The organism is Acinetobacter ihumii, from assembly GCF_900625095.1.
Classification (GTDB): domain Bacteria; phylum Pseudomonadota; class Gammaproteobacteria; order Pseudomonadales; family Moraxellaceae; genus Acinetobacter; species Acinetobacter ihumii.
In genome coordinates this window covers 2,381,928-2,407,969 of record NZ_LR130760.1, presented here as the reverse complement: position 1 = coordinate 2,407,969, position 26,042 = coordinate 2,381,928, and the positions used below count along the sequence as shown (strand labels likewise).

Genomic DNA, 26,042 nt, shown 5'->3' with positions numbered 1-26,042 from the left:
GATCAATCATGAGCATACTGCTTGATGTGCAGAACATTGAAGTGGTCTATGACCAGAGTATTTTAGCCGTCAAGCAGGTGAGCTTAACGGTGCCTCAAGGAGCAATTGTTGCCTTGCTCGGTGCCAACGGTGCAGGCAAAAGTACCACCTTAAAAGCCATCTCGCAATTGGTTACAGCAGAGAATGGACAGATTCTATCAGGAGATATTCTCTATCAGGGTGAATCCATTCTTGGAAAAAATCCCAGTGATGTAGTCAAACAAGGACTGGTGCAAGTCCTTGAAGGACGACACATTTTTTCCAATCTGACGGTAGAAGAAAATTTGCGAACAGGTGGTTTTTTACAGCATCCTTCAGCCGCAACCCTCAAACAGGCACTGCATAGGATTTACCATTATTTTCCGCGTTTGGCAGATAAACGCGACACGCTGGCCGGCTATACCTCAGGCGGTGAACAGCAAATGCTGGCGATTGGTCGGGCGTTAATGACACAACCGACACTGGTGTTGCTAGATGAACCCTCGATGGGGCTAGCACCGAAAATTAGTCGCGAAATTTTCGAGTTGATTGCACAGTTACGCGCACAGGAAGGTTTAAGTTTTATTGTTGCCGAACAGAATATTGCATTGGCAAAGCATTATACCGATCTGGCTTATGTACTGGAAAATGATGTGGTCAATGCCTTTGGCAATACCCAGACACTTTATGAAAATGGCACAATCCAGCGTGCCTATCTGGGGCAGTCTGTGGCGTAAATAGAACCGCTCTACTGGTCGCATGAACAGAATTTTAGGGTTTAAGGCTCATCTTCGGATGGGCTTTATTTTTGCAACACAATTTTTAAGACCATTTGCAACCTGCCTTGTAGTGCGTTTGATCACATGCAACTGAAAACCTGTTGAAAATTCAGCATTTGGTTTATTTCTACGATTTTATTGTGTTGTTATATCAACAAAACCATATAAATTTAAAATTAATTCAATAAAAACAAAACTTTAAATATTGGCATTCCCTTTGCAAACATCCATACGACATGAATGGTTCAATCACACTTGATTGGTTTTTACATCTCCAAATTTATTTCATTCGGGGTATTCTAAAGATGAAACTTTTAAAAATAAGTGCAGCCTTGCTTGTGAGCAGCTTCGCACTACAAGCCAACGCAGTCGATCTGGATGCAGGCGATTATGATGTCGCGCCTGCTGGCACCAGTCTGGCGTTGCTCTATTTACAACGTGCCAGCCGTGACGAATTGTATGTTGGAAGTGACAAACAGGCAGGCAATCCGCAACTTGATTCCAATATTGGAATTGCCCGTTTTGTGCATTATACCGACATTGCGGGATTTCGTGCGGCGCCGCAAATTCTGATTCCATTTGGCGAGTTAAAGGCAAAAGGCGATATTTCAGCACTGGGTTCCAGCAGTGGTATCGGCGATATTATTCTGGCGTCGCCGGTATGGCTGCTTAATAATCCTGATGCCAAAACCTATTTTGGCATCACACCTTATTTATATTTGCCAACAGGAAAATATGACAAGGACGATGCCCTGAACCTTGGGGAAAATCGCTATAAGTTGAATATTCAAGCAGCGTACACCACTCGTCTGGCACCCAATGTAGCGTGGGATGCTTCAGCAGATTTTACTATTTATGGTGATAATGATGACATTGCAGGCGGCGGCAAATTAAAACAGGATGTGGGTTATCAGGTGCAGACCAATGCCCGTTATTTTCTCAATGATCAATGGGATTTACGTGCAGGTCTCTCATATGCCGAAGCAGGCGATACCAAATTGAATGGTGTAAGCTCAGAGAGCAATAAACAAAGTAAATTCTGGGTGGGAACCGCCTATTCACCAACTGCAACCACCAATATTATTTTGACTTATGGTCAGGACATTAAAGTCGAAAATGGTTTTAAAGAAGACAATCGCATCAATGTCCGTTTATTAAAAGTATTTTAAATCCAACATTGGGAGTTATTTCTGTAGCTCCCTTTTTCGATAAGCATTGCACAAAATTTGTATAAGAAAATAGCACATAAACTAGCCTGAAATTGATATAACACCCTGCAAATACTCATATTAAGATGAAGCCCTTAGTACTCTTAGGTTTTGGTTGGTTTATGAATATTTATTCTTCGACACGGGTATTTGCACTTGAAGGAGAGCACGCGCAACCTCTAAGCATCCGTGCCAAAGCACTGGTGTTTCATGATCCTGTCTCTAAGCAACTTTTACAATTAATTGAAAAACTGGCACCCAGTGAAGCACCGATTTTAATTCGTGGTGAAACAGGTACAGGCAAAGAGCTGGTGGCACGACATATTCACGAATTGAGTGGACGTAAAGGACCATTTCTGGCGGTGAACTGTGGCGCGATTAACGACCAACTTGCTGAAAGTGAATTATTTGGACATGAGGCGGGTTCCTTTACGGGCGCGACAGGACAACGTAAGGGCTGGTTTGAAGCAGCCAATGGCGGAACTTTATTTCTGGATGAAATCGGGGATTTGCCGCTGTCACTACAGGTCAAATTATTACGGGTATTACAGGAACGCGAAGTCACCCGTGTCGGCGCAAGGCAGGCAATCCCCGTCAATGTCCGTCTGATTACAGCGACCAATGTGGATCTTGAACAGGCGGTACAGGCAGAACAATTTCGTCAGGACTTATTGTTTCGCATTAATATCGCTCAACTGGATTTAAAACCGCTACGCGAGCGTAAAGGCGATATCCTGCCGTTATTTCAGCATTTTGTGAATATTTATAGCAAAAAGGCACAACGTGAACCTTTGGACGTTGCCATTTCAGCCATTACCGCATTGCTAGATTATCCGTGGCCGGGCAATATTCGTGAACTGGAAAATATTGCCCATTATGCAGTATTAGTGACAGAAGGTTTCGTCATTCAAAAAGAACATTTAAAATTTAATCAGCTGTTTAAACAATTGGCAAACACGACAGCCATCGCATTATCGACACAGGAAAACTTAATACCTGATCAGGCATCGCCCTATGACATTATTGAACAACAATTGAAAAAAATATTTGCTGCCTCACAACATCAACAGGATGTCTGGGATAAACTGGAAAGATTGGTGATTTCAACCGCTTATTCCTGCTGCTTTTATAATCAGGTACAAACTGCCTCGCGCTTGGGTGTTACCCGTAACGTGGTACGTACCTTATTAAAACGTCATCATTTATTATATGGACGTGCTGCTGAATGTATTGATAAAGCGATTTAAAGTCTGTTCTCAGTCACCTGAGATTGATTGGGTTCATCCTAGCTTCAAATTAAAAAATAGTTTCAAATTAAAAAATGAACATATTTGCATACATTCATTTTTTGATCGAATCATCACTCATGGCTTTTAATTGCACTGCGTGCCTAACTTTTGAGCTTGTTCACCACGTAAAACTCGCTTTAAACTTAAACTGAATGCCCCAGTTTTTCGCCCATCACTACAGCAGAATTGGCTTTAAATTGAGTTTCCCATGTCATTTTATCTTTTTCGAACAACACCACCGCCGTCGAACCCAAATAAAAACGTCCTAACTCGGCGCCTTTTTCAAGCTTCATCTGATGCTGTTGCAGTTCCAAACGCCCAGTCGGCTTCACTTTGCCTGTTGCCACTGTTTCAATTCCAGCCACGATCATGGCACCCACCAAGACCACAGCCATGCGACCGAGTTCCGTATCAAACAAGCACACCATGCGTTCATTACGGGCAAATAAACCCGGGATATTTTCTGCTGTCACTTGATTGACTGAAAACAACTCACCCGGCACATACAAGGTTTCAGTCAATGTACCCGAAAATGGCATATGCACCCGATGGTAATCTCGTGGTGATAAATACACCGTTGCAAATTGACCATTTTTAAACGGCTCGGCCAATTGTGGATCACCAATCAATTTTTCAACTGAGAAACTTTGACCTTTGGCCTGAAAAATATCCCCTTCCTGAATCTGACCCAACTGCGAAATTGCCCCATCTGCTGGTGATACAATACTTTCAGGAGAAGCATCTACCACACGAACACCATCTTTGAGCGCGCGGGTAAAAAACTCGTTAAACGATGTATATTTTAAGGCATCACTCTGTTCTGCAACCGAAAGGTCTATGCCATATTTCGCTTTAAATGCCTGAATTACTGCTGTTCGTATAACCACATTTTCACTGGCAGCCACTTTGCCCACCACGCGGCTGAGTTGATGTTGGGGCACAAGTGATTGAGCTTTAATAAATAAGTCTTTTTTTAATCGTGATGCAAAACTCAAAGCGGATTTTCTCCAGTAATAATTGGACTATCGAGGCGGTTGCCCCATTCACTCCACGCACCATCATAAGCACGAATCGGCCACTCCAGTAAACGAGCGAGTATGTACGCCAGCCCCGAACGATGATGCGATTGACAATACACCACCACAGGTTGATCCAACTGAAAACCGAGTTGTTGCAATCGGTTTCGGGTACGTTCAAGCGGATGCAATTTTAGATGATTTTGACGATCAAGGGCAGTACTCCATTCAAAATGAAGTGCGGCAGGAATGTGACCGCCACGACGTGCAGCTAAACGTAAACCTGTATATTCATCGCTGGTTCTACAATCCCATAACTGAATATCTTTTGACTCAACTTTCTGTTTGAGTTCATCATAATCAATTTTATATTGAGCAACTTTAGACAAATCAACCTGTACCAGATTTTCAACTGGTTGTATTGTTTCGACCTCTGAAGTGGTCGGGAAGCCTGCGCCCAACCATGCATGAATGCCACCATTCAGTAAACTGGTTCGGGTAAAACCTAGACAGTGTAAATTCCAGATCAATCGCCCTGCCCATGCACCACCTTCATCATCATAGACTACGACATGATGGTTCGGTGAGATATTCAGATACTCAAGCAATTGTTGAAGCTGTTCAACGGAAGGCAAAACGCCTGTCGCTTCGTCATGCTGTGCCACCAGTTGCTTGGGCTTAAGTTGAATCGCATGAGGAATATGAAGCTGTTCGTAGACTGAGTTACGACTCAAATCAACGATACGCAAATATTCATTCCCCAAATAAGGAACTAAATCTTCTGCTTCAATTAATAAGCCAAAGTTAAATTCAGGTGCCGTCATTGCAAATCATCGCGTTGCATTAATAGGTGAGTCGATCTTAACATAAGCATTTTTACGGTTTTTCTGATTTTTCACCAATCTTTAGCAGAAAATCAGCTAAACAGATTGTGCAGCTTCTTCTGGAATATCAAAAACCTGACGTAAATAGGCCAAGAATGTATCATTGTCGGTCATGGTTTTACCCGGACTATCTGAAATTTTTGCCACAGATTGACCATTGCATTCCACCAGTTTCAGCACAATATTCAGTGGAGTTTGTCCCATATCATTGGTCAGGTTAGTGCCAATCCCAAAACTGACTTTAAAACGATCCTTAAAGTATTGATGCAATTGCCATGCCTTTTCCAAATTCAGTCCATCACTAAAAGTCAACATTTTGGTTTTGGTGTCAATTTTAAGCTGACGATAATGTGCATAGGCTTTATCGCCCCATTCATAGGGATCGCCACTGTCATGGCGCAGACCATCAAACAACTTGGCAAAATACAAGTCAAAATCACGTAGGAACGCATCCATCCCAACCACATCGGTCAATGCAATTCCCAAGTCACCACGATATTCCTGCACCCACATTTCCAGTGCGGCTTTTTGAAAATCGCGCAAGCGCACATCCAATGCCTGAAAAGCCTGTAAGAACTCATGTGCCATGGTGCCAATTGGAGTAATGCCTAATTCTTTGGCCAGCAAAACATTACTGGTTCCTCGGAAAATATCAGGTGTGGCTTGGTGAAATTCCTCAATCACATGTTTTTGCCATTCAAAGCTATAACGACGACGCGTACCAAAGTCTGACACTAAAAACGGCGGATCATTCGGATGTTGCTGCGCTGAATATTGTTTTAAAAGCTCTAACTTGGCTTGTAAACGGCGTTCGCCCTTAGCCAAGACGGCATCACTTCGAATACGACGAAAATACAATTCATTGACGATGGCCAATACAAAAATTTCAAACATCATGGCTTGAACCATCGGGCCTTCGACCCAAATATCCAAACGACCTTCATCGTCGATGCCTGTTTTGATAAAGCGGCGTTTAAGCTGAAATAGCTCTAAATAATCGACAAAATCACTTTTAATAAACCTGAAGCTACGTAAATATTGCAGTTCATCATCTTTAAATTTTAAGGTACATAAATGATCGAGCTGCTCATTCAATTCGGGCAATATATCAGTCAAAGGATAAACGGTATCTTCTAAATTTCGACAGCGAAAATGATACACGCTATGGGTTTGCGGAAATTTGTGTAACACCACTTGTAACATGGTGAATTTATATAAATCTGTATCCAGCAATGAATGAATAATAGGCGACATAAACGTGTCAGTATTTGAATTAAGCTTCCAGCATTAAAGCATATTTTAGTCCTTACAAGCGCAAGGATTTGTATAAAGCATTGCCACTTTAGTGGAACATGAATTTGGCTAAACAAAAATAATTTCTGTTAAAATCACCGCGTTTTTAATTGGTGATCATGCTGATGCGCGCATTAATACAACGAGTTTTACAAGCCAAAGTGGTGGTTGATGGACAAACTACAGGTGAAATTCAACACGGTTTACTGGTTTTTTTAGGGCTAGGCCGTGAAGATACCTTGCAAAAAGGCCAAAAACTGATGGATAAAATTTTAAAATACCGCATTTTTGATGATGAAAATGGCAAAATGGGTTGGAATTTATCGCAAGCTCAAGGTGGACTGCTGCTGGTTTCGCAATTTACCTTAATGGCACACACTCAAAAGGGCTTACGGCCCGATTTTGGTCCCGCCATGCCGCCAAACGAAGCAAAAGCATTATATGAGCAGCTTGTCATATATGCACAACAACAATTTTCAAATGTGCAAACCGGTATTTTTGCCGCAGATATGAAAGTGCATTTGGTTAATGATGGGCCAGTAACCTTTCAATTAGAAGTGGAATAAAAAAATCCTCACCCAAATGGATGAGGATTTTTCTGCAAGTGCGATTTACTTGCCTGTTTTTTGCTTAATAAACAAACGCGCTTGTTTAATCTTTTCTTTGACTGGTTTTGGAAGTTTGGGTGGAATGAGTTTTGCCGCTTGGTTAAACCAAACCAACAGACCAAAATCACCTTCCATTTTGATACTGCCGTTTTGCATACCGGTCATAAAGGCCGTTGGATCACCTTTTACCAAAGTTTTTACCGCTTGCTCGCTATCGGCAAATTGCAAAATAAAATCAGCCTGTTCGGGATTGCCTGCCACTGTTTCAATTTGACCATGATTAACAATAATCTGACGTGCAAAGCCTAAATCTGTTCCAATCTGGATACGAAATGCGCGGTCATGGGTCATTTCAATAAATTTGGGACTGGTGCGCGCCAATTGCTTCATACGCAAAGCCAAACCAACCACGAGCAAATCCAGCGGATCGGTGCTGACATCAACCAATGGTAACTTTACAACAGGTAGAGCAGAAAGTTTCATGACATTCAAGCCTATTCGTATTCTTATGGAACTAAACGCGATCATCCTAGCATAAATGTAAGCCGTTCAATAAAAGCTTTGTATTACAAAAAATGAATAAAACGTAAAAAAGCACAGTCTGTACTGTGCTTTTTTAAATGATCTTTTTATCGCATCGAATTAGCGACTTGAATACTGCTGCTGATCGTCTTCATATACTGGAGTGTGTTCAATATATTGACGATTGGCCAGTGCTTTTTGCGCCAAACGATCTTCTCTCAATAACACCAAGGTAACAGCAACCATCGCCAGACTTAAAGCGGTTAAATAACTATAGGTGACAGGCATTTCAAAAAGCTTTTGTACGCCATAACGGACGACTTCTAAAAGTCCCCAAAAAAACATGCCTGCCAGCATAAAACCAAGCCAACGACGATAAGGTGAAAAGAAAACAACAGCTAATGCGAGTGCAATTAAACCAAACCCTGACAGGGCGGCGAAATTCGCTGTTACCATACTAAACCTCCGTCTAAGATCATTCTCTGGGTCTGCTGACCTTGAGTTCATCCCCGAAACCGTAAACAAGCCAGCTGTTGAATGATGCTGGCGAAATATATTTTGTTTGAACCTGTTCAATGCATTATGGAGAGTTTTTCCAAGAAAAAAAGAGCTGTTGTTTTGTTACACGACACATATTGTCGCAACATTATTTTGTCATTACATTTAGAATGACAATAAAAAAAGCGAAGTCCCTGAATGCATCATCGCTCGCGTGTCATTACAAAAAAATATGACTAAAATTTAATACTTTTAAAAATTTTTTTAGGCGAGTTATTTCAAAATTTAACAGCCGATCAACGGCGTGAAAGCACTTGATTCCAGATAGATTATTGATAAAAAAACGCCACATTTAAATGTGGCGTTTTTTTGGAAATCTGAGCAGATTAAGCACGATTTAAATCTTTATCATGCATCCCGAGTAAATACAGCACGCCATCCAGACCCACACTTGAAATCGCCTGATTGGCATTTTGACGTACCAAGGGTTTCGCACGAAATGCCACACCCAATCCTGCAATAGACAGCATGGGTAAATCATTGGCACCATCACCCACCGCCATGGCCTGCTCTAGTGAAATGCCCATTTTATCCGCCAGTTGGGTCAACAGTTCTGCTTTACGCGCACCATCGACAATTGCGCCTTTGACTTCACCCGTGACCACACCATTCTCTACATCCAAAATATTGGCATGTACTTCATCAATACCCAGTTTTTGCTGTAGATATTCAGCAAAATATTGAAAACCACCGGATAAAATCGCAGTTTTGTAGCCAAGTGCTTTGAGCGTTGAAATCAAACGCTCTGCACCTTCAGTAATGGTCAGACGTTCCGCGATTTTAGGCAAAACTGAGGCATCCAGACCTTTGAGCAAAGCAACCCGTGCACGGAAACTTTGTTGAAAATCAAGCTCACCTTGCATGGCGCGTTCAGTAATTTCAGCAACTTGCTCGCCAACACCTGCCTCAAGTGCCAGTTCATCAATCACTTCTTGTTCAATCAGGGTTGAATCCATATCAAAACATACCAGACGGCGGTTACGACGGTAAGCATTGTCCTCTTGAACTGCGACATCAATATTGAGCTCACCTGATAAACTGAGGCAAGCCGCACGCATCGCTTGTGCATCCAGCATTTGTCCACTCAAACCGAACTGTACACAGGCACGACGCGGCGCATGGCTGTCGACATCACGGGCTAAACGTCCTGACAGTCTTGTTACGGTTTCAATATTAAAACCCTGAGCAGACACGATTTTTGTGACCGCTTGTAAATCTGAAGCGGTCAGCTCTGGTGCAAGTGCGGTGACGATATAACGGGTTCGTCCACCTTCACTCACCCATTGATCGTATTCTGCACTTGAAATTGGTTTAAAGCGCACGGTCAAACCAATATCATGTGCTAAAATCAGGATTTCCTTCATGGCAAGTGCGGTTGCGGTTTCATCATCGGATGCCACCACAATGCCGAGGGTCAATTGGTTATGAATTACCGCTTGTCCTACGTCCAGTATTTGCAATGAATGTACAGATAAAACCTGCATTAATCGGGTAAACTGATTCGGTTGATCAGGTCCTAAAAAAGAGATAAGAATGATTTCTCGCATGAATTGACTCGGGTCTGAGCTGCAACTATTGTTAGAATGATAATCGAATTTGAATCTATTTGCCTTGGAAGTTTACGTTGAACGCACCTAGACAGGGGCTATTTGCTAGCCTATTAATCGTAAGTTTTGCTTTGCATACCTTTTTATTGGTGATTGCAACGACGCATCAGCTCAATGAAAACCGTGCCAGTCAGGGTCAACTCATGACCAGTCAACTGGTGACTGACAGTTTAACTGAGCTGGAACCTGCCAACACGGTTTCTCTGGCACTACTGGCAAATCGTTACGCGACTAATCCAAGCGTTGCCTCAATTCGAATTTTAGATGCCAATAAACAAGTCTTGGCGACCAGTGGCATGTCGCAAACCCGTCAAGGTGAAGTGTTTGTACGTGATGCCCTGCAAAATGAAAAGAAAGTGGGCAGCATTGAAATTACCTTGATTCAACCGAGTATTGGTGAAATTTTAAGAACTCAATGGTTGGCAATCTTGGTGTCATTTTTGATTCATGGCTTACTGTGGCTGGCGTACCGTGCGATTGCCCGTCCAAGCCGTAGTGAATATCTGGCACGTATCAATAACGAATCACGCTTGAAGCATGAAATTCAGCAACTCACTCAAGCTCTGGAACTTGAAAAACAAAATACGGTGACACTGCTTGCGCAAGCCAAACAGCAACCTAAACCGAAAGTCAGTACAGTAACTGCAACGCTGGATCAAGATCCACAAACTGACCATACACTCGCACTGAATGTTCAGTTTTATGACCCGAAACAACTACTCAACAGTGTCAATCAATCTGTTTCTGTGCCCTATTTTAAACTGTGTCAGATTTTCTTAAATAAAAGCGTTGAACTTTGCGCCAAACATTATCAACTCAGCCCATCCAATATTCATATCATCAATGAGTTTAATGCCAATGGTGCAGATTTAAGCATTTCCGATCAGGAGCCTCATGCGGTTGAATGCCTACTGATGATTGGCGCAGTGTTCCAGTTATTGTCAGATGTTTTATATAAACGCTATCGTGAAGATAAACGCTTTGCCTTACAAACCCGTTCTGCGGTTTCGACTGCGGTGGCTGCCATGCAACTTGATGCTGTACAGGCGGCACAACGTTTGACAGGCCATTTACATGCCAAAGAGTCGGCTTTACATTTAAATAATGAACAACTCAAGGCAATTAGTGATTGCTATCAATTGGTGGCAATGCCAAATCCTTCGAGTGTGTTAACACGCCACGCCTTTATGCAAAATGGCATGAATACCGACTGCGCAGCACTTGCTCAACAGATTCGTACAGAAATTCTAATGGGAAAAAAAGCCAAAGCATCCATTGAAAATCAGATTGACCCGCAATCTGAAGTATAAATTTAAATCCTTGAAGACTCCCCGCTATGGGGAGTTTTATTTTTAACTCTAAGTCATTGAATTTATATTTTTATCTGAATTTGCGCAAAAGCACTTGCCTAAAAAGCCAGCATTTTAGAGTGACAAGACTTTTCAAGTGAATTCACTTATGTGTATAAAGAGAACCCATGAACTAAATGAGAGAAGCATAGGCAAATCTGCCCAAAACACGGTAGACTATGCAACACATTGTGAACGTAACTGTCTTTTGGACAGCATCAAAAGGTGAAGGCTCATGCCGTTGAGTAATGTTGAGGAACTGGTCGCGGATATCCGTGCTGGCAAAATGGTCATCTTAATGGATGATGAAGATCGCGAAAATGAAGGTGATTTGGTCATTGCCGCAACCCACGTGCGCCCAGAAGATATCAACTTTATGATTACCCATGCGCGTGGTCTGGTCTGTTTAACCTTAAGCCGTGAACGTTGCCAACAACTGAATTTACCGCTCATGGTCGATCATAACGGTGCACAACATGCGACCAACTTTACCCTATCGATCGAAGCTGCTGAAGGCATTACGACGGGTATTTCTGCGGCTGAACGCGCGCATACCATTCATGCCGCAGTCGCCGCACATGCCAAACCAGCCGATATTGTACAGCCGGGACATATTTTCCCACTGATGGCACAGCCGGGTGGCGTTCTACACCGTGCGGGTCACACCGAAGCAGGCTGTGACTTGACTCGTCTTGCAGGTTTAGAACCTGCGTCTGTGATTTGTGAAATTATTAATGAAGATGGCACCATGGCACGCCGTCCAGATTTAGAAGTTTTTGCTGAAAAACATGGTTTAAAGATTGGAACCATTGCTGACCTGATTCATTACCGCATGACCAATGAACAAACTGTTGAGCGTCTGGGTCAACAAAGCATTGAAACTGAATACGGCACCTTTAAACTGTATCGTTACCGTGAAATTGGCAATCCCGATATTCATCTGGCATTGGTCAAAGGTGAACCCAAAGAAGGCGTGACCACAGTTCGTGTACATGGCTTTAACCCTGTTCGCGATTTATTGAAACTGAATAAACAGGATGGTGAACCTGCTTGGAATTTGGATCTTGCACTCAGCAGCATTGCGGCGGCTGAACGCGGCGTTCTGGTCTGGATTGGGCAAAATCATTTGCAGGATTTAGGTCCAGCCCTAGAAAGCCTGAATAAGCCAAAACCAGTGAAATCCAATGCTGCCCTGTCTCATCAGTATCAAACCATTGGCGTGGGTGCACAGATTTTACGTGATTTAGGGGTAGAGAAAATGAAGCTCCTTAGCTCACCTTTACGCTTTAATGCACTGTCAGGCTTTAATTTAGAAGTGGTAGAATATATTTCTGCTGATCAAACGATAGAAAATTAATCGAGGTTACTATGGCAATTCGCCGAATTGAAGGTTTATTACATCTCGCGAGCGAAGGCCGTTACGCGATTTTAGTAGGTCGTTTTAACAGCTTTGTGGTTGAGCATTTGCTTGAAGGTGCAATTGACACTTTAAAACGTCACGGCGTCAGTGAAGACAATATCACTGTAGCGTATGCACCGGGTGCATGGGAACTGCCGATTGTTGCAAAAAAACTGGCTGCATCAGATAAATTTGATGCCATCATCGCATTAGGTGCCGTGATTCGTGGTAGCACACCACATTTTGATTTTGTCGCTGGTGAGTGTGCCAAAGGCTTGGGCGTGGTTGCACTGGAAAGCACATTGCCTGTGATCAATGGTGTATTGACCACAGATAGCATTGAACAGGCGATTGAACGTTCTGGTACCAAAGCGGGTAATAAAGGTTCAGAAGCAGCGTTGACTGCAATTGAAATGGTTAATTTGTTAAAGGCAATCTAAGGCATGTCTCAAACACTTCAGGCCGTGTATGCGGCAAAACGTAAAGCACGTCGTTTTGCGGTACAAGGTATTTATGAATGGCAAATGAGCCACAATCCTGTGCATGACATTGAAGCACGTACTCGCGCTGAAAATGCCATGCACAAGGTGGATCTGGGTTATTACCATGAATTGTTGACTCAGGTCATTGCAGATCATGACAATCTGGATACCCTACTCATTCCTGTGCTGGATCGTGAGTTGAAAGCATTGGATGGTGTCGAGCTGGCAACGTTGCGTCTAGGCGCGTATGAGCTACGTGACCATCTGGAAATTCCTTACCGTGTGGTTTTGGATGAAGCGATTGAACTTGCCAAGCATTTTGGTGGAGCTGACAGCCATAAATACATCAATGGTGTATTGGATCGTTTAGCATCCAGCCTGCGTGAAGCAGAAAAACAGCAAGCCCAATAAGTCGCTGTTCAGTCATGGCTGAGTTTTCGATTATCGAGCAATATTTTACACGTCCTTTTACACAACAGGGCGATGTCGGCATCGGTGATGACTCAGCTATTTTGACGCCTCCATTGAATCAACAATTGGTGATTTGTACCGATACACTGGTCGCAGGTCGACATTTCCCACTTGACACATCTGCTCATGCGATTGGCTGGAAAAGTGTTGCGGTAAATTTGTCAGATATCGCCGCCATGGGCGCAAAACCCCACAGTATTCTTTTGGCATTAAGTTTACCCAGTATTGATCATGACTGGCTGCAAGGCTTTAGTCAGGGACTTTTCGATTGTTGTGATCAATTTGGTGTTGCACTCATCGGTGGGGATACCACGCAGAGTCCGCATCTCACCATTACGGTCACAGCTCTCGGCTATATTGAATCTGGTCAGGCGATTTGCCGATCAAACGCACAAATCGGCGATTATATAGTGGTCAGTGGTCAGGTAGGTGATGCAGCCTATGGCTTACAACATTTTGGTTCGGTACTTCAGTCGCGACTGGACTATCCCACACCTCGCTGTGAGCTGGGTCAAAGCCTAAAAGGTCTGGCCTCCAGCATGATTGATATCTCGGATGGCTTGGCACAAGATCTGGGACACATTTTAAAAGCGTCCCATGTCGGTGCCAAAATCTTTCTGGACCAACTTCCGCTTGACCCTGCGCTTCAAACACTGCCAGATCAACAAAAATGGCAATATGCGCTGGCAGGTGGCGATGACTATGAACTTTGTTTTACAATAAGTCCGCAAAACTACGAAAAACTTTTGCAACAAAAATTAAATGTCAACATTACAATGATTGGCCTGATTACCCAGACCCCAGAATTAATATTTGAACATCATGGTCTCAGCCAAATTGTTCAGTTTCATGGATATCAACACTTTGCCTAAACCGTCCATTCCATTTCAAACGATGCGCTGGTCAGATCGACTGATTACCTTTTGTGGGGTCGGTTTTGGCTCAGGACTGCTGCCTAAAGCCCCAGGAACCTTTGGTTCAGCCTTTGCATTATTATTTATTCCAATCTGGGTGTGGCTGGGTTTTTATCCATCCGTTCTGGTGATCATAATCATGAGTCTGGTTGGAATTTATATTTGTGGCAAAACCGCCGATTTGATGGGCGTACATGATGATGGGCGCATCGTCTGGGATGAGTTTGCAGGTCAATCTATTACCGTCTTGCCTTTAATCTTTTTTAATCTAATGAATATACAATGGGTACTGATCAGCTTTTTGCTGTTTCGCCTGTTTGATGTCTGGAAACCATGGCCTATTCGGGTGATTGATCGACGGGTGGAGGGTGGTTTTGGTATCATGCTCGACGATATCATCGCAGGCGTCTGGGCTGCGCTCTGTATTTTGATTTATTTATTGTTTGGTCTAAACCGTTAAGTAGGTTATTCATGTCAACGACCGTTATTATTCTTGCAGCAGGTAAAGGAACGCGGATGCGTTCGCAATTGCCAAAAGTACTACAACCCCTTGCTGGTCAGTCTTTATTGGGTCATGTCATCAGCACTGCAAAAAAACTCAACGCAGACAATATTATTACCATTTATGGTCACGGTGGTGATCGGGTACAACAACAATTTGCACAAGAACAAATTCAATGGGTCGAACAAGCTGAGCAACTCGGCACAGGTCATGCGGTACAAATGACCTTATCGGTTTTGCCAAAAGATGGTATCTCGCTGATTTTATACGGCGATGTACCTTTAGTCCGCGAGCAAACCCTACAACAATTGCTGGAGGCTTCTGCATCTTCTGGCATTGGCATGATTACCTTAAATGTTGATAATCCAACAGGTTATGGTCGTATTGTACGTAAAGACAATCTGATTCAGGCGATTATTGAACATAAAGATGCCAGTGAAGAACAACGCCAGATTCAGGAAATTAACACCGGGATTTACTGTGTCAGCAATCAAAAACTGCATGAATGGTTGCCAAAGCTGTCTAATCAGAATGCGCAAGGCGAATATTACCTGACCGATATTGTCGCAATGGCAGTTGCCGATGGACTTGAAATTGCCTCAATTCAACCACAGCTGGCCTATGAAGTTGAGGGCGTAAATGATCGCCTGCAACTGGCGGCTTTGGAACGTGAATTTCAACAACAACAAGCGACTGAGCTGATGCAACAAGGCGTCACTTTTAGTGATCCTGCCCGTTTTGATTTACGTGGTTCAGTCAAAGTCGGTCAAGACGTACGTATTGATATCAATGTCATCATTGAAGGCGACTGTGAACTTGGCAATGGCGTTGAAATTGGTGCAGGATGTATCCTTAAAAATACGTCTATCGCTGCGGGCACAAAAGTTCAACCGTATAGTGTTTTTGAAAACGCCATCGTTGGTGAAAACACCCAGATTGGTCCATTCGCACGTTTACGTCCGGGTGCAGTCTTGGCCAACGAAGTGCATATTGGTAACTTTGTAGAAGTGAAAAACACCCGCATTGGTCTAGGCTCTAAAGCCAATCACTTTACCTATTTAGGCGATGCCGAAGTCGGTGAAGGTTCCAATATTGGCGCAGGAACGATTACCTGTAATTATGATGGTGTGTATAAACACAAAACGGTGATTGGTAATGCAGCTTTTATTGGTTCAAATAGCTCACTGGTCGCGCCTGTTACTATTGGCAATGGTGCTACCATTGGTGCAGGTTCAGTGATCACCCGTAATGTAGGTGATCATACACTGGCCTTTGAACGCGCTGAACAAATTGAAAAATCAAATTATCAACGTCCCCAAAAGTTGAAAAAATAAGAGGATAAACCTATGTGTGGTATTGTTGGCGGCGTTGCGGAACGTAGTATTATTGATATTTTGGTCGAAGGTTTAAGACGTCTTGAATACCGTGGCTATGACTCTGCGGGCGTTGCATTGGTCAATCATCAACAGATTTTGCGTGAACGTCGTGTCGGTAAAGTCGCCAATTTAGCAGAAGCAGTTGCTGAACATAAGCTTCAGGGTTCATTAGGTATTGCACATACCCGTTGGGCAACGCATGGTAAACCGACTGAAAACAATGCACATCCGCATGTATCGGGTGATGTTGCCGTGGTACACAATGGCATTATTGAAAATTATCAGGAACTTAAAGAGCAGCTTCAGGCACAAGGCTATGTATTCACGTCACAAACCGATACTGAAGTGGTCGCACATCTGGTCAATGATGCCCTGAAACATACTGATAGTTTGCTCGATGCCGTGCGTCAGGTCGTACCAAAGCTCAAAGGGGCTTATGCGCTTGGTATTGTCCATACCCAACATCCTGATGAACTGATCACAGTTCGTGAAGGTTCACCACTGGTGATTGGCGTCGGGATTGGGGAGAACTTTATCAGTTCTGACCAATTGGCACTTTTGCCGATTACCAATCGCTTTGTGTATCTCGAAGAAGGTGATATTGCCCGCTTAACCCGTGATAGCATTGATATCTATGCGCATGGTGAGCGCGTTGAGCGTCCAGTCAAAGAGTTGGATGCTGCGATCAGTAATGCCTCTAAAGGTGAATATAAACACTATATGCTCAAAGAAATTTATGAGCAGCCCGATGCCATTCAGCAAACCATCTCTCAGGCGTTAAATAATAATGCGCTGCGTGAAGATTTTCTGAAAAATGCAGAGCTGGATTTTAGCAAAATCCAAAGTGTACAGATTATTGCCTGTGGTACCAGTTATCACTCAGGGATGATTGCCAAATACTGGTTTGAACAATTGATTGGGGTTCCTTGTCAAATCGAAATTGCCAGTGAATTTCGTTATCGTTCGCCTGTCATTGTCGCAAATACTTTATATATCTGTATTTCTCAGTCAGGTGAAACCGCCGATACATTGGCTGCCTTACGTGAAACACAGAAACGTGCCAAAGCCAATTTACTTGAGATTGTCACCTTAACAATTTGTAATGTGGCGACCTCGTCTATGGTACGAGAAACAGATCATCATTTATTGACATTGGCGGGTCCTGAAATTGGGGTCGCATCGACTAAAGCCTTTACCACCCAACTTGCTGCATTGATGTTACTGATCCTGAAAGTTGGTCAGGTCAAACAACAAATTTCTGATGGTCAAATCGCCGAGATTGCGAGCCAGCTTTGGCATTGTCCGAAAGTGATGCTGGATACCTTGCAGCACAATCAACAAATTTTACGTCTTTCAGAACTGTTTGTTGAAAAACAACATTGTTTATTCTTGGGACGTGGAACGCATTATCCAATCGCGTTGGAAGGCGCCTTGAAACTCAAGGAAATTTCCTATATTCACGCAGAAGGCTATGCCGCAGGTGAGCTGAAACACGGTCCATTGGCATTGGTTGATAACGAGATGCCAGTGGTGATCTTGGCACCTAACGATGACATGCTGGATAAACTTAAGTCCAATATGGAAGAAGTACAGGCGCGTGGTGGTGAATTGTTTGTATTCGCTGATGAAAACAGTGGCATTGTGCAAAAAGATCGTCAGCACGTGGTGTATATTCCAAAAGTCGATGTATGGCTAGCACCAATTATTTATAGTATTCCTGTGCAATTGTTGTCTTATCACGTTGCTGTGTTGCGTGGTACAGATGTGGATCAACCACGGAATCTTGCCAAATCAGTGACGGTGGAATAAATTCATTCAAAATCAATATCATATTTGTATGATAATATTTTATTTTCATACTGAGTAATAAAGTGTAATACTGGATTGCTCAAAAAATCCACACAGGCTATGCTTTAATCAACAGAATGATGTGGATTTTTTTATGATCAACATTTTATTGGATTAAATCTGGTTAATCCGAATAATCTGCATAATAGTAGCCAGCAAATAAAAATAAACTCGCTTATTGATACATAAATTATCAAAACGATATAGATAACAGAGGGCTAGGTCATGTTTGATATACGTTATGCCCATGAACGCGGTGGATCACATCATGGTTGGCTGCAATCCCGTCATAGCTTCTCATTTGCAGATTACTGGAATCCCAAGCAAGTCGGTTTTTCAAGTCTTTTAGTGATTAACGAAGACATTGTGGCCCCTTCAAAAGGGTTTCACATGCATACTCATCGCAATATGGAAATCATTTCCTATGTCTTAGCAGGTGCTCTAGAACACAAGGACTCTATGGGAACTGGTTCGGTTATTCAACCCAATGATACCCAATTGATGAGTGCGGGACAGGGTATATCCCATAGCGAATTTAATCTCTCATCTGAGCAAGATGTTCATCTTTTACAAATATGGGTGGTTCCAAATGTCGCTGATACACAACCCAAATATCAGCAAATGCATTTAAATGAAGAAGATAAGCGTGGAAAGTTCCATTTAATGATTGCACCTCAAGGTCATGAGCGCACTCTCGCAATTAAACAGGATATTTATATCTATGTCGCAGCATTTGATGGAAGTGAACACGCAGACTTTGTCGTCTCACATAATAGATATGTTTATGTACATATTGCAAAAGGTCATATACAGATTAATAAAACTGCATTTCAATCCGGTGATGGCATAAAAATTCGACAAAATCAGACCTTATCTTTTACCGATGGTCAACAATGTGAGGTGATACTTTTTGACATGCAGCCACAAGAATTACCTAAAATGCTTTAATTTCAAAGATAACACCTATTTAACTGCTACAAGCTCATCGCTGGCTCATCATCGGCTTGATGATCATTGAATAAATTAGAAATAAATTGAAACTGAATCAACCATCAAATTAAGTTTATTCTAGGGCTAAAATTATAATTTTTTGTATGGAGAGCATGTGCATACTTTACTGAATACACGGGGAGTCAGTAGTGGTCTGGCCAATTTAGTCCAAAAATTTTGCCATTTACATGCTATTCCGTCTCCAATCAGCCGGACATATGATGTGGATGAGCGACTGCCACTGATTGAATGGTATCGTATCTTAAATTATTTAAGTCAATATTATCAAAAAGATGATTTAGGCATTGAAATCGGCAAACTTTGTGAGCCTTCAGATATTGGTATTGTGGCGTATTTATCCATGAACTGTGAAACATCAGGAGAAGTTATTGCTTTATTTCAGCGTTATCAACGGATTTGGTATCATATTTCTCAAGTCAATATTGATGATAACGGCACTGAGTTTACTTTTATCTGGAAAAGCCCCACTTTTGTTCAAGCAGGTCAGTTTGTCAAGGAAGCACGATTTGCCAATGATGTCGCCTTTTCCATGATGATGACCTTTATAAATTCCTTGGTTTATCCACAAGTTTTTCATGCCAAAAGAATGGAATTTAGTTCACCTGCCCCGTCCCTGATCTCTTATCATGAACGTTTTTTCAACTGTCCTGTCATTTTTGAATGTGCGCTTAATAAAGTATCTTATGCTCACAATATGCTTAATTTGCACATCCATACCGATTCAGATCAAGTCTTAAAACGTATTTTGGAAAAAAATGCCAATTATCTGCTCAGAAAGTATCCCAATGAAATTTCATTTAATGAGTTAATTTATCGTAACATTGTTGCTGCAATACAGAAAAATAGAACTGATATTCAATATGTTGCCAATCAAATGGGACTCTCCCCACGATTACTACAATATCGACTTAAACTCAATGGAACCACATTTTCCGATAAGCTCAACAAAATTAGAAAAACGCTTGCTATACAATATCTGGAAGACGAATCGTTAAGCATTAATGAAATTTCTGCATTACTGGCATACCGTGAGCAGACATCTTTCAATCGTGCATTTAAGGCATGGACGGGTATGAGTCCGTTACAATGGCGACATGAACATCAAATGCCGCAGGAGGAACTGGCTTTTCAGATTTAAACCATGATATTCCAAAGTTCATGATCTTCTTCCATAAAGCCCTCTATGATTTGCCGTCTATACTGTAATGGGCTTAATCCTGTCCAGCTTTTAAAAGACCGGTTAAAAGAGGTCTGTTCTTGATAAGACAACAATAAGGAAATTTCCAGAATACTTAAACTCTGATCGGCAAGATAACTGACCGCGAGGTCTTTACGTACCTGATTCAAGCGTTGCTTAAAGGTATAACCCTGCTGCTTTAATTTATATTGCAGCATACGTGAGGTATAGCCTAATTGCTGCGCGACAGACTCAATTGAGATTTTGCCTTGATGTACCGCATGAATGATTGTGCGCTGCACGGCCTCGTCAAAGGAATTACATTCTGGCAATTCCTGTATCAGACTGGCAGCCTGCTGGTTTAAAATCTGATTCAAGACAGGATCAGCTTGGGAGACCGATAAATTTAAATTACTTAACGAAAAATACATGTTGGTTTTATTATGATTAAACTCTACAGGACAATTAAAATATTGTTCATAAAGCTGCGGATTTTTAGGCGTCGCAGAAACGAAATCGACCCGATTCAGTCCAATCTTTTCTGGATAAACCAATTGATTGGTCAAGTTATAAAAAATCGCAATCATGGTTTCATCCGCTAAAGCACCTGCTTTAAAATACGGATCAAACGACCAGCTAATGATCAGCTCATCCTGCTGGCATGTCACTGAAACATCCATAAAATCATAACTTAATCGTTGGTATTTCAAAAAGAAGCTCAAGGCTTCTGCCAGATTATTACAGGATAATCCGATATAACCTAAAATACCCATATGTTGGGGTTGTACCAGATTCGCAATTTTTAAGCCCAGTGCAGGCACAGGATATTGCTGCTCGATATCATCTAGCAAAGCGCGCCATTCAGCAAAGGGAACCCGTTCATTGACCGTATATTGGTGGACATGGGGTGGTAAATTTAAGCCATGCTGCTCACAGAACAGCATCAGTAATTGCAGTAAATTCGCATTAACTGATTTAATGTGATAAAAAGTTTTTTGCATCGCTGCATTCCAACATAAGCGTCATGATAACGCGATTTTCAGGAGAGTTTTCCTCTGAAAGTCAGAGGATAAAAAAATACAAATTAGGGTTGAATCAACACAATATCTTTTTGAAAATCATGCTGATTCCCTAGATCATCAATTAAACTAAAATGAAGTTGATATTTGGCGGCCTGTGCCAGCGTGCCATTAAATACGTACTGACGTTGAGATTTGGGATAACTCATCATGTCAGTTTCGCTATTTGCCTGAATAGATTGCTGTGAATTGCTCAATTGCAGTTGAATCATTGAGGCGTGATAAGGCGTTGGATTATCGCATACCACGATCCACTGCCCCGCTTGTGAATGCAAAGAAAATGTTAACTGCTTGGCAATATCATTTAGATCAATATTTTTGAGCTGTTTGGGCCGATAAAAAACTTTGAGTTGCGTATTCATCGCCAGACTCAAGTATGCATCTTTTTGTGTTGGCTGTTGAACGGCTGGTATTTCATACAAATTCAGCCAATACACGGACTCTCGATCTTTTGGCAAGCGTTGACCATTGTAAATTACGCGCAAACTTTGAATGCCATGTGCTGCCATTTTCGAAATGGGAGGCAAGGTCATAAAAGGAATGGCTGGTCGATCTGGATTTCCTTCACCTTGATCCACCCACGTTTGCAAGACAACAGCATAATCATTGGTATTGGCCAACATTAAACTGCCCTCTCGCTGCCCTTCGGTAAACACGAGCCGTGTTTTTTGAGCCAAAATACCGGCCTGAACTGGCAGTGAACAGGCAATACTGATAAAAGTCATTAACACCAGGTGTCTTTTCATTATTGTACCTTCACTAACACATATGCAGTGGCATAGACTTTGCCAGCTTCTACGGTTTGTCCATCCAGTTTTTTTAGGATGGCAGTATAGTTTTGCAAATACTGGGTATAACCTGCCTGAACCGAACCGTTGGCAATCGCACCGTCTTTATACGGATACCAACCCGCATTGCTAGCCCCTGTTCCCGGCAAACTTGGCTGACCAACAAAATTCATATCCGTTCCAGTGGTGCTATTGCGTAGGAAAATTCCCACTCCTTTGGCAATGCCATTGCTACCATACTGATCTGAAAGCAACGCTTTAACGCCATTTTCTGCATTGACCAGTCCCAGTTGCTTGGCTGCCGTATAAGCCCCTTCAGATGCCTGTATCCCGATGGCAGTCTGTTTACTGGCCGTTCCAGACACCGCCTGATTCGAACATTCAATCGAGACATTAAATTGTGCCTGAGTCGATTGACCCTGATTTAAAGCCTCTACCGTCATGGTGTTGAACAGAACCAATGGCGTTGCATTGCGTGCCACACAGGTCGGCTCATTCCAGAGTTGGTTTCCTAGACGCATCCCATAACCAAAACCGTTATCCACTCCCCAGAATAGATAGTTAGTCGCAGAATCCTGCCCTACATTATCACTGGTAAGACCCGGGCCTTTGAGTTGAATATAGGCATTAGGCTGAGTACAGCTATATGGGCCTGTCGCAATGGTTCCGCTACTTCCAGCACCACAATAGTTATTTAATCCTGCACTCGGGATCTGGCTAATCCGATACAGTTCAGCATATAAGGTGGGTAAATCCTGTAGCCGAATCTGGATTTTATTACCCACAGTCACATAATTTCGCACAGGAAGTGACTTCCAATAACGGGTCAAAACCACTCCATCCATGGTTTGTTTTATGCCGATATAACGAAAAAAGGTGGCGTAAACATCTGATAAACCATCCTGTGCACCTAAATCCCAATAGCCACCCACACGGTCATCACCATTCGTGGCCACCAGAAATTGAATGTTCGGTAAGTCCGCAGCATCACACTCCCACAATACACTGGTCGCTGTCGCCCCTCCATAAGTGTAATCGGTTGGGGGAACGATTGTTTTCGCAAGCAAGGTACCAACAGGCTGTAAATAGGTACTGGTTAAATTTACTGTACCAAAGCGAATCGGTGCAGTACGTCCATCTTCGGTTTGACTCACACCTGTACTGCGGCATGCAGCAAAAGTGTTCACGCTTGAATAGCTCATGATGACAATAAGTATTTGAAGTAGCCAAAATTTTAGTTTTTTCATTTTACTTGCTCCATTTGACAGCTTTGTTCAAAACGAATCAGAGTTTGTTGAATGGCCTGATCATCAATATGATATTGAACACGACAATGCTGATCATTTTGCTCACCCCAACGTACAATTAATGCACCTTGACGTTGTTCTGCACGAACATACATTTGTCCACTTTGACCGACCATCCCAATCACATTGCCTTGTTCATCCAGGACTTCTGAACCAAGCGGAACATAATCTTTTTCAGCATTATCCAGTCGTGCCTGTACCAGTAATGGGTAACCTGTGCGGGTTTTAAATTTGATTTTTACCGCTGCACCTGCGTATGGCGCAATTTGTTGCTCGCTACTCTCGATCTCAACTTGTTCAGAAATGCCCTGCGGATCAAGACTAATCGTGTTGTAACGATAAGCTGTAATAGCGGGAACCAATGCATAGCCTGACTTGTTAATACTTGAACCTTGTCCATTAAAGACTTTGGCACCTTCTGCTCCTTTTGCCTCAACCAATGCAAAAGTTTCACCCAAGTATGGTCCAAAGGTGATTCCACCACTGTGAATCGCGATAGCACCCTGTGCGTTGGCTGAGGCTTGCCAGAAATCCTCACCTGTAGATGCACTTAAACCCGCGGTCAGATTTGAAAAGCGTTTATTTAAATTGCCATTCCAAGTGGTGTTATTCATATCTTGATCATGACTTACACCAACAGCATAGTTAAACGACTGATCTTTACTTAAGGTGCCAGACAGCATAGCCTGATAAAAGTCAGATTGATCAGAGCTATGTGAATAAGACACACCCAGATAGGGCGGTCGTGTCTTATTTTGTCCACCTAATGGCAGGTTCAGAGACAAACTTAGTGTGGTATCTTTCTTTTTATCCTGTAGCGGATCGGGTGAAATCACAGGATTATTTGACGAATCTGCCAGTTGATAATAGGAGTTTTCCTGACGAATCAGAGACAGATTCATTGAGACGCCATTTTTAAAGGCTTTGTTATAGCCAATCTGGGTTTGCACATCACGATCACGACCATCACGATAATCCTGAGTTGAACCTGAAATAAAAAGTATGCCGTAATCACCTAGACTCTGATTAAGGGTGAGCTCGACTCTCGAACGCTGTAAATAACTCGAAGATTGCCATGTCTCACCATTGTTCAAGGCATAACGTAAACCAATCACATCCCCTAAATCCCGGTAACCTTCGGTAGAATAACGATATCCAGCCAATGCAATATTGGTATTGGTCGGCTGAATGGTTTTACTGTAGGTCAAACTCGCCAGCCAGCCGTCCGTACTTCCTAACTCATCAAGATCTGCATGTGAATAAGTCAGATTGCTACCAAAAGCCCCAAGAAAAGAGGTATAGTTGCCACCCAATAACGCCGCCTGATAACCATCGGCTATACGCAAACCGCTATTCAGGGTGACTGCATTGCTCAAACCACGCTGATAGGTCACATTGGAAAAATAAGTATCTTCTCCAATGTCACGACTACGACCAATATCAAAATTATAACGATATGATCCCATCCGTAATGATTCGGGAACAGCCGAAAAAGGCACTCTAAACTGACTCATGCTACCGTCAGCTTCGTATACGATAACGGTCAAATCACCATTATAGTTGGTCGGATATAAGTCAGTAATTTTAAAGCTACCAGGAGCAACAGAGGTCTGGTAAATTTCTCGACCATTTTGTTGCACCGACACTTTGGCATTGGTTTTGGCCACCCCTTGTACGACAGGAGCATAACCACGTACTGATTCGGGTAACATACGATCATCTGAACTAATATTTAAACCCGTAAAACTAAGACCTGAGAAAAACTGTCCAGAGCTATAGACCTGTCCAAAGGTCGCTTGACCACGAATTGCAGGTAAGGCGCGTACCACATAACTGCGGATGTTATTCCAGTCTGTGCCACGTCCTTTGTCATAACTTATGCTAGATTGTTGCCGATATTGCCATTTGCCAAAATTAATACCACCCGTTAAGGATAAATAAGCAGCGTCCTGATTAAATCTTCCTAAATCTATGCGATAAGAATTGTAGTAGTAATTGGCAATATAGTTGACAAAACCAATACTACTTCCTGCATTCCACTGTGACGGATCAACATAACCTCGTGGCACAAAACGTAATTCACTTTGTGGAATGGTTAAATTCAAACGCAACTGACTAAAATCCAACTGAGACTGACTACCTTTCACCTGCTCGCTTAAGTAGACACATTGCTTCTCAAGAGTTGACTGTGCTGTATTTGGGATAGAACGATCGACAAGACCGAGGCTTTTGAGCATGGCTGCGTTAAAACAGGGCTGAACATCATCTGCTGTCTCTTTAAATTCAAGCTGCATACGTTCAATAAAGCGACCATTGACATAGACATCGACTTTATATTTCCCAGCCAATACCACCTGCTTTTGGCTCAAGCGTTGCATGAGTCCCGCTTGCTGAATGGATTGCCCCCGAAATAATGCACGATCAAAATAATATTCATCTGCATGATTTGTAGAAGAGGTATCCTCTGCGGCATAGAGTTGTGTGATCATCGTGCCACTGAGCAGACAAATCGAGAGGATCAGGGAGGAATTAAAACGATGGTGATTACGCATACGAC

At 42.5% G+C, this 26,042-nt stretch carries 24 protein-coding genes; 14 read left to right on the top strand and 10 right to left on the bottom strand.

The features are described 5' to 3' along the window. The first annotated feature begins 8 nt into the window (after positions 1-8). The 3 genes from E0D95_RS11310 to E0D95_RS11300 all read left to right on the top strand — a co-directional run bounded on the left by E0D95_RS11310 (position 9) and on the right by E0D95_RS11300 (position 3,252). The gene (locus tag E0D95_RS11310) at positions 9-755 is read left to right on the top strand and encodes an ABC transporter ATP-binding protein (RefSeq protein WP_130803894.1); all 747 of its coding nucleotides are present in this window, start codon (positions 9-11) and stop codon (positions 753-755) included. A gap of 347 nt (positions 756-1,102) precedes the next feature. Beyond that, complete coding sequence (locus E0D95_RS11305) at positions 1,103-1,966, top strand: transporter (RefSeq protein WP_130803893.1); 864 nt, start codon at positions 1,103-1,105, stop codon at positions 1,964-1,966. Between the two features lie 161 nt (positions 1,967-2,127). Further along, positions 2,128-3,252, top strand: a complete 1,125-nt coding sequence (locus E0D95_RS11300; protein ID WP_130803892.1) for a sigma-54 interaction domain-containing protein — start codon at positions 2,128-2,130, stop codon at positions 3,250-3,252. Positions 3,253-3,437: 185 nt separating this feature from the next. Here the strand turns inward: E0D95_RS11300 and asd are convergent, their stop codons facing one another. From asd to pncB, 3 genes are all read right to left on the bottom strand, one after another. Continuing rightward, positions 3,438-4,289: an archaetidylserine decarboxylase gene (gene asd, locus E0D95_RS11295; protein WP_130803891.1), complete on the bottom strand. Its 852-nt coding sequence runs from the start codon at positions 4,287-4,289 to the stop codon at positions 3,438-3,440. After that, a complete protein-coding gene (locus E0D95_RS11290) occupies positions 4,286-5,134 on the bottom strand; it encodes a sulfurtransferase (RefSeq protein ID WP_130803890.1) in 849 nt (282 codons plus the stop codon). The genes asd and E0D95_RS11290 overlap by 4 nt, the downstream gene beginning before the upstream one ends. Before the next feature lie 96 nt (positions 5,135-5,230). After that, positions 5,231-6,448 carry a nicotinate phosphoribosyltransferase gene (gene pncB / locus E0D95_RS11285; RefSeq protein ID WP_130803889.1) on the bottom strand — a complete coding sequence of 406 codons (1,218 nt, stop codon included), beginning with the start codon at positions 6,446-6,448 and terminating at the stop codon, positions 5,231-5,233. Positions 6,449-6,612: 164 nt separating this feature from the next. Between pncB and dtd the strand changes: the two genes are divergently transcribed. Then, the gene (gene dtd / locus E0D95_RS11280) at positions 6,613-7,053 is read left to right on the top strand and encodes a D-aminoacyl-tRNA deacylase (RefSeq protein ID WP_130803888.1); all 441 of its coding nucleotides are present in this window, start codon (positions 6,613-6,615) and stop codon (positions 7,051-7,053) included. Between the two features lie 45 nt (positions 7,054-7,098). Here the strand turns inward: dtd and E0D95_RS11275 are convergent, their stop codons facing one another. From E0D95_RS11275 to serB, 3 genes are all read right to left on the bottom strand, one after another. Further along, positions 7,099-7,578, bottom strand: coding sequence for an SCP-2 sterol transfer family protein (locus E0D95_RS11275; protein ID WP_130803887.1), 480 nt, complete (start codon positions 7,576-7,578; stop codon positions 7,099-7,101). Between the two features lie 159 nt (positions 7,579-7,737). Beyond that, the gene (aciT, locus tag E0D95_RS11270) at positions 7,738-8,073 is read right to left on the bottom strand and encodes a ciprofloxacin tolerance protein AciT (RefSeq protein WP_130803886.1); all 336 of its coding nucleotides are present in this window, start codon (positions 8,071-8,073) and stop codon (positions 7,738-7,740) included. Positions 8,074-8,501: 428 nt separating this feature from the next. Further along, positions 8,502-9,722, bottom strand: a complete 1,221-nt coding sequence (gene serB / locus E0D95_RS11265) for a phosphoserine phosphatase SerB (RefSeq protein WP_130803885.1) — start codon at positions 9,720-9,722, stop codon at positions 8,502-8,504. A gap of 59 nt (positions 9,723-9,781) precedes the next feature. On the opposite strand from serB, the gene E0D95_RS11260 reads away from it, so the two are divergent. The 10 genes from E0D95_RS11260 (at position 9,782) to E0D95_RS11215 (ending at position 20,272) form a co-directional block, all read left to right on the top strand. Continuing rightward, positions 9,782-11,092 (top strand): hypothetical protein, encoded by a 1,311-nt coding sequence (locus E0D95_RS11260; protein ID WP_130803884.1) that lies wholly within the window; start codon positions 9,782-9,784, stop codon positions 11,090-11,092. 274 nt (positions 11,093-11,366) lie between these two features. Next, positions 11,367-12,488 (top strand): bifunctional 3,4-dihydroxy-2-butanone-4-phosphate synthase/GTP cyclohydrolase II, encoded by a 1,122-nt coding sequence (gene ribBA, locus E0D95_RS11255; RefSeq protein ID WP_130803883.1) that lies wholly within the window; start codon positions 11,367-11,369, stop codon positions 12,486-12,488. 11 nt (positions 12,489-12,499) lie between these two features. Further along, on the top strand, positions 12,500-12,970 hold the full coding sequence (ribH, locus tag E0D95_RS11250) for a 6,7-dimethyl-8-ribityllumazine synthase (RefSeq protein ID WP_004986034.1): 471 nt from the start codon (positions 12,500-12,502) through the stop codon (positions 12,968-12,970). A 3-nt stretch (positions 12,971-12,973) separates the two neighbouring features. Then, on the top strand, positions 12,974-13,423 hold the full coding sequence (gene nusB, locus E0D95_RS11245) for a transcription antitermination factor NusB (RefSeq protein ID WP_130803882.1): 450 nt from the start codon (positions 12,974-12,976) through the stop codon (positions 13,421-13,423). Positions 13,424-13,437: 14 nt separating this feature from the next. Next, positions 13,438-14,355 carry a thiamine-phosphate kinase gene (gene thiL / locus E0D95_RS11240; RefSeq protein WP_130803881.1) on the top strand — a complete coding sequence of 306 codons (918 nt, stop codon included), beginning with the start codon at positions 13,438-13,440 and terminating at the stop codon, positions 14,353-14,355. Continuing rightward, positions 14,333-14,857, top strand: a complete 525-nt coding sequence (locus E0D95_RS11235; RefSeq protein ID WP_130803880.1) for a phosphatidylglycerophosphatase A family protein — start codon at positions 14,333-14,335, stop codon at positions 14,855-14,857. The genes thiL and E0D95_RS11235 overlap by 23 nt, the downstream gene beginning before the upstream one ends. 11 nt (positions 14,858-14,868) lie before the next feature. Next, positions 14,869-16,233: a bifunctional UDP-N-acetylglucosamine diphosphorylase/glucosamine-1-phosphate N-acetyltransferase GlmU gene (glmU, locus tag E0D95_RS11230; protein WP_130803879.1), complete on the top strand. Its 1,365-nt coding sequence runs from the start codon at positions 14,869-14,871 to the stop codon at positions 16,231-16,233. 12 nt (positions 16,234-16,245) lie between these two features. Beyond that, positions 16,246-18,084, top strand: coding sequence for a glutamine--fructose-6-phosphate transaminase (isomerizing) (gene glmS, locus E0D95_RS11225; RefSeq protein WP_130803878.1), 1,839 nt, complete (start codon positions 16,246-16,248; stop codon positions 18,082-18,084). Positions 18,085-18,348: 264 nt separating this feature from the next. Continuing rightward, complete coding sequence (locus E0D95_RS11220; RefSeq protein WP_130803877.1) at positions 18,349-19,071, top strand: pirin family protein; 723 nt, start codon at positions 18,349-18,351, stop codon at positions 19,069-19,071. 157 nt (positions 19,072-19,228) lie between these two features. Further along, positions 19,229-20,272, top strand: coding sequence for an AraC family transcriptional regulator (locus E0D95_RS11215; RefSeq protein WP_130803876.1), 1,044 nt, complete (start codon positions 19,229-19,231; stop codon positions 20,270-20,272). Here E0D95_RS11215 and E0D95_RS11210 read toward each other — a convergent pair. The 4 genes from E0D95_RS11210 to E0D95_RS11195 all read right to left on the bottom strand — a co-directional run bounded on the left by E0D95_RS11210 (position 20,269) and on the right by E0D95_RS11195 (position 26,037). Next, entirely contained in the window at positions 20,269-21,312 is a 1,044-nt protein-coding gene (locus E0D95_RS11210) for an AraC family transcriptional regulator (protein WP_130803875.1), read from the bottom strand. The genes E0D95_RS11215 and E0D95_RS11210 overlap by 4 nt on opposite strands. A gap of 83 nt (positions 21,313-21,395) precedes the next feature. Beyond that, a complete protein-coding gene (locus tag E0D95_RS11205; RefSeq protein WP_130803874.1) occupies positions 21,396-22,136 on the bottom strand; it encodes a fimbrial biogenesis chaperone in 741 nt (246 codons plus the stop codon). Next, positions 22,136-23,425 carry a fimbrial protein gene (locus E0D95_RS11200; protein ID WP_130803873.1) on the bottom strand — a complete coding sequence of 430 codons (1,290 nt, stop codon included), beginning with the start codon at positions 23,423-23,425 and terminating at the stop codon, positions 22,136-22,138. The genes E0D95_RS11205 and E0D95_RS11200 overlap by 1 nt, the downstream gene beginning before the upstream one ends. After that, positions 23,422-26,037: a fimbria/pilus outer membrane usher protein gene (locus E0D95_RS11195; protein WP_130803872.1), complete on the bottom strand. Its 2,616-nt coding sequence runs from the start codon at positions 26,035-26,037 to the stop codon at positions 23,422-23,424. Before E0D95_RS11195 ends, E0D95_RS11200 begins: the two co-directional genes overlap by 4 nt. Between the last annotated feature and the right edge of the window lie 5 nt (positions 26,038-26,042).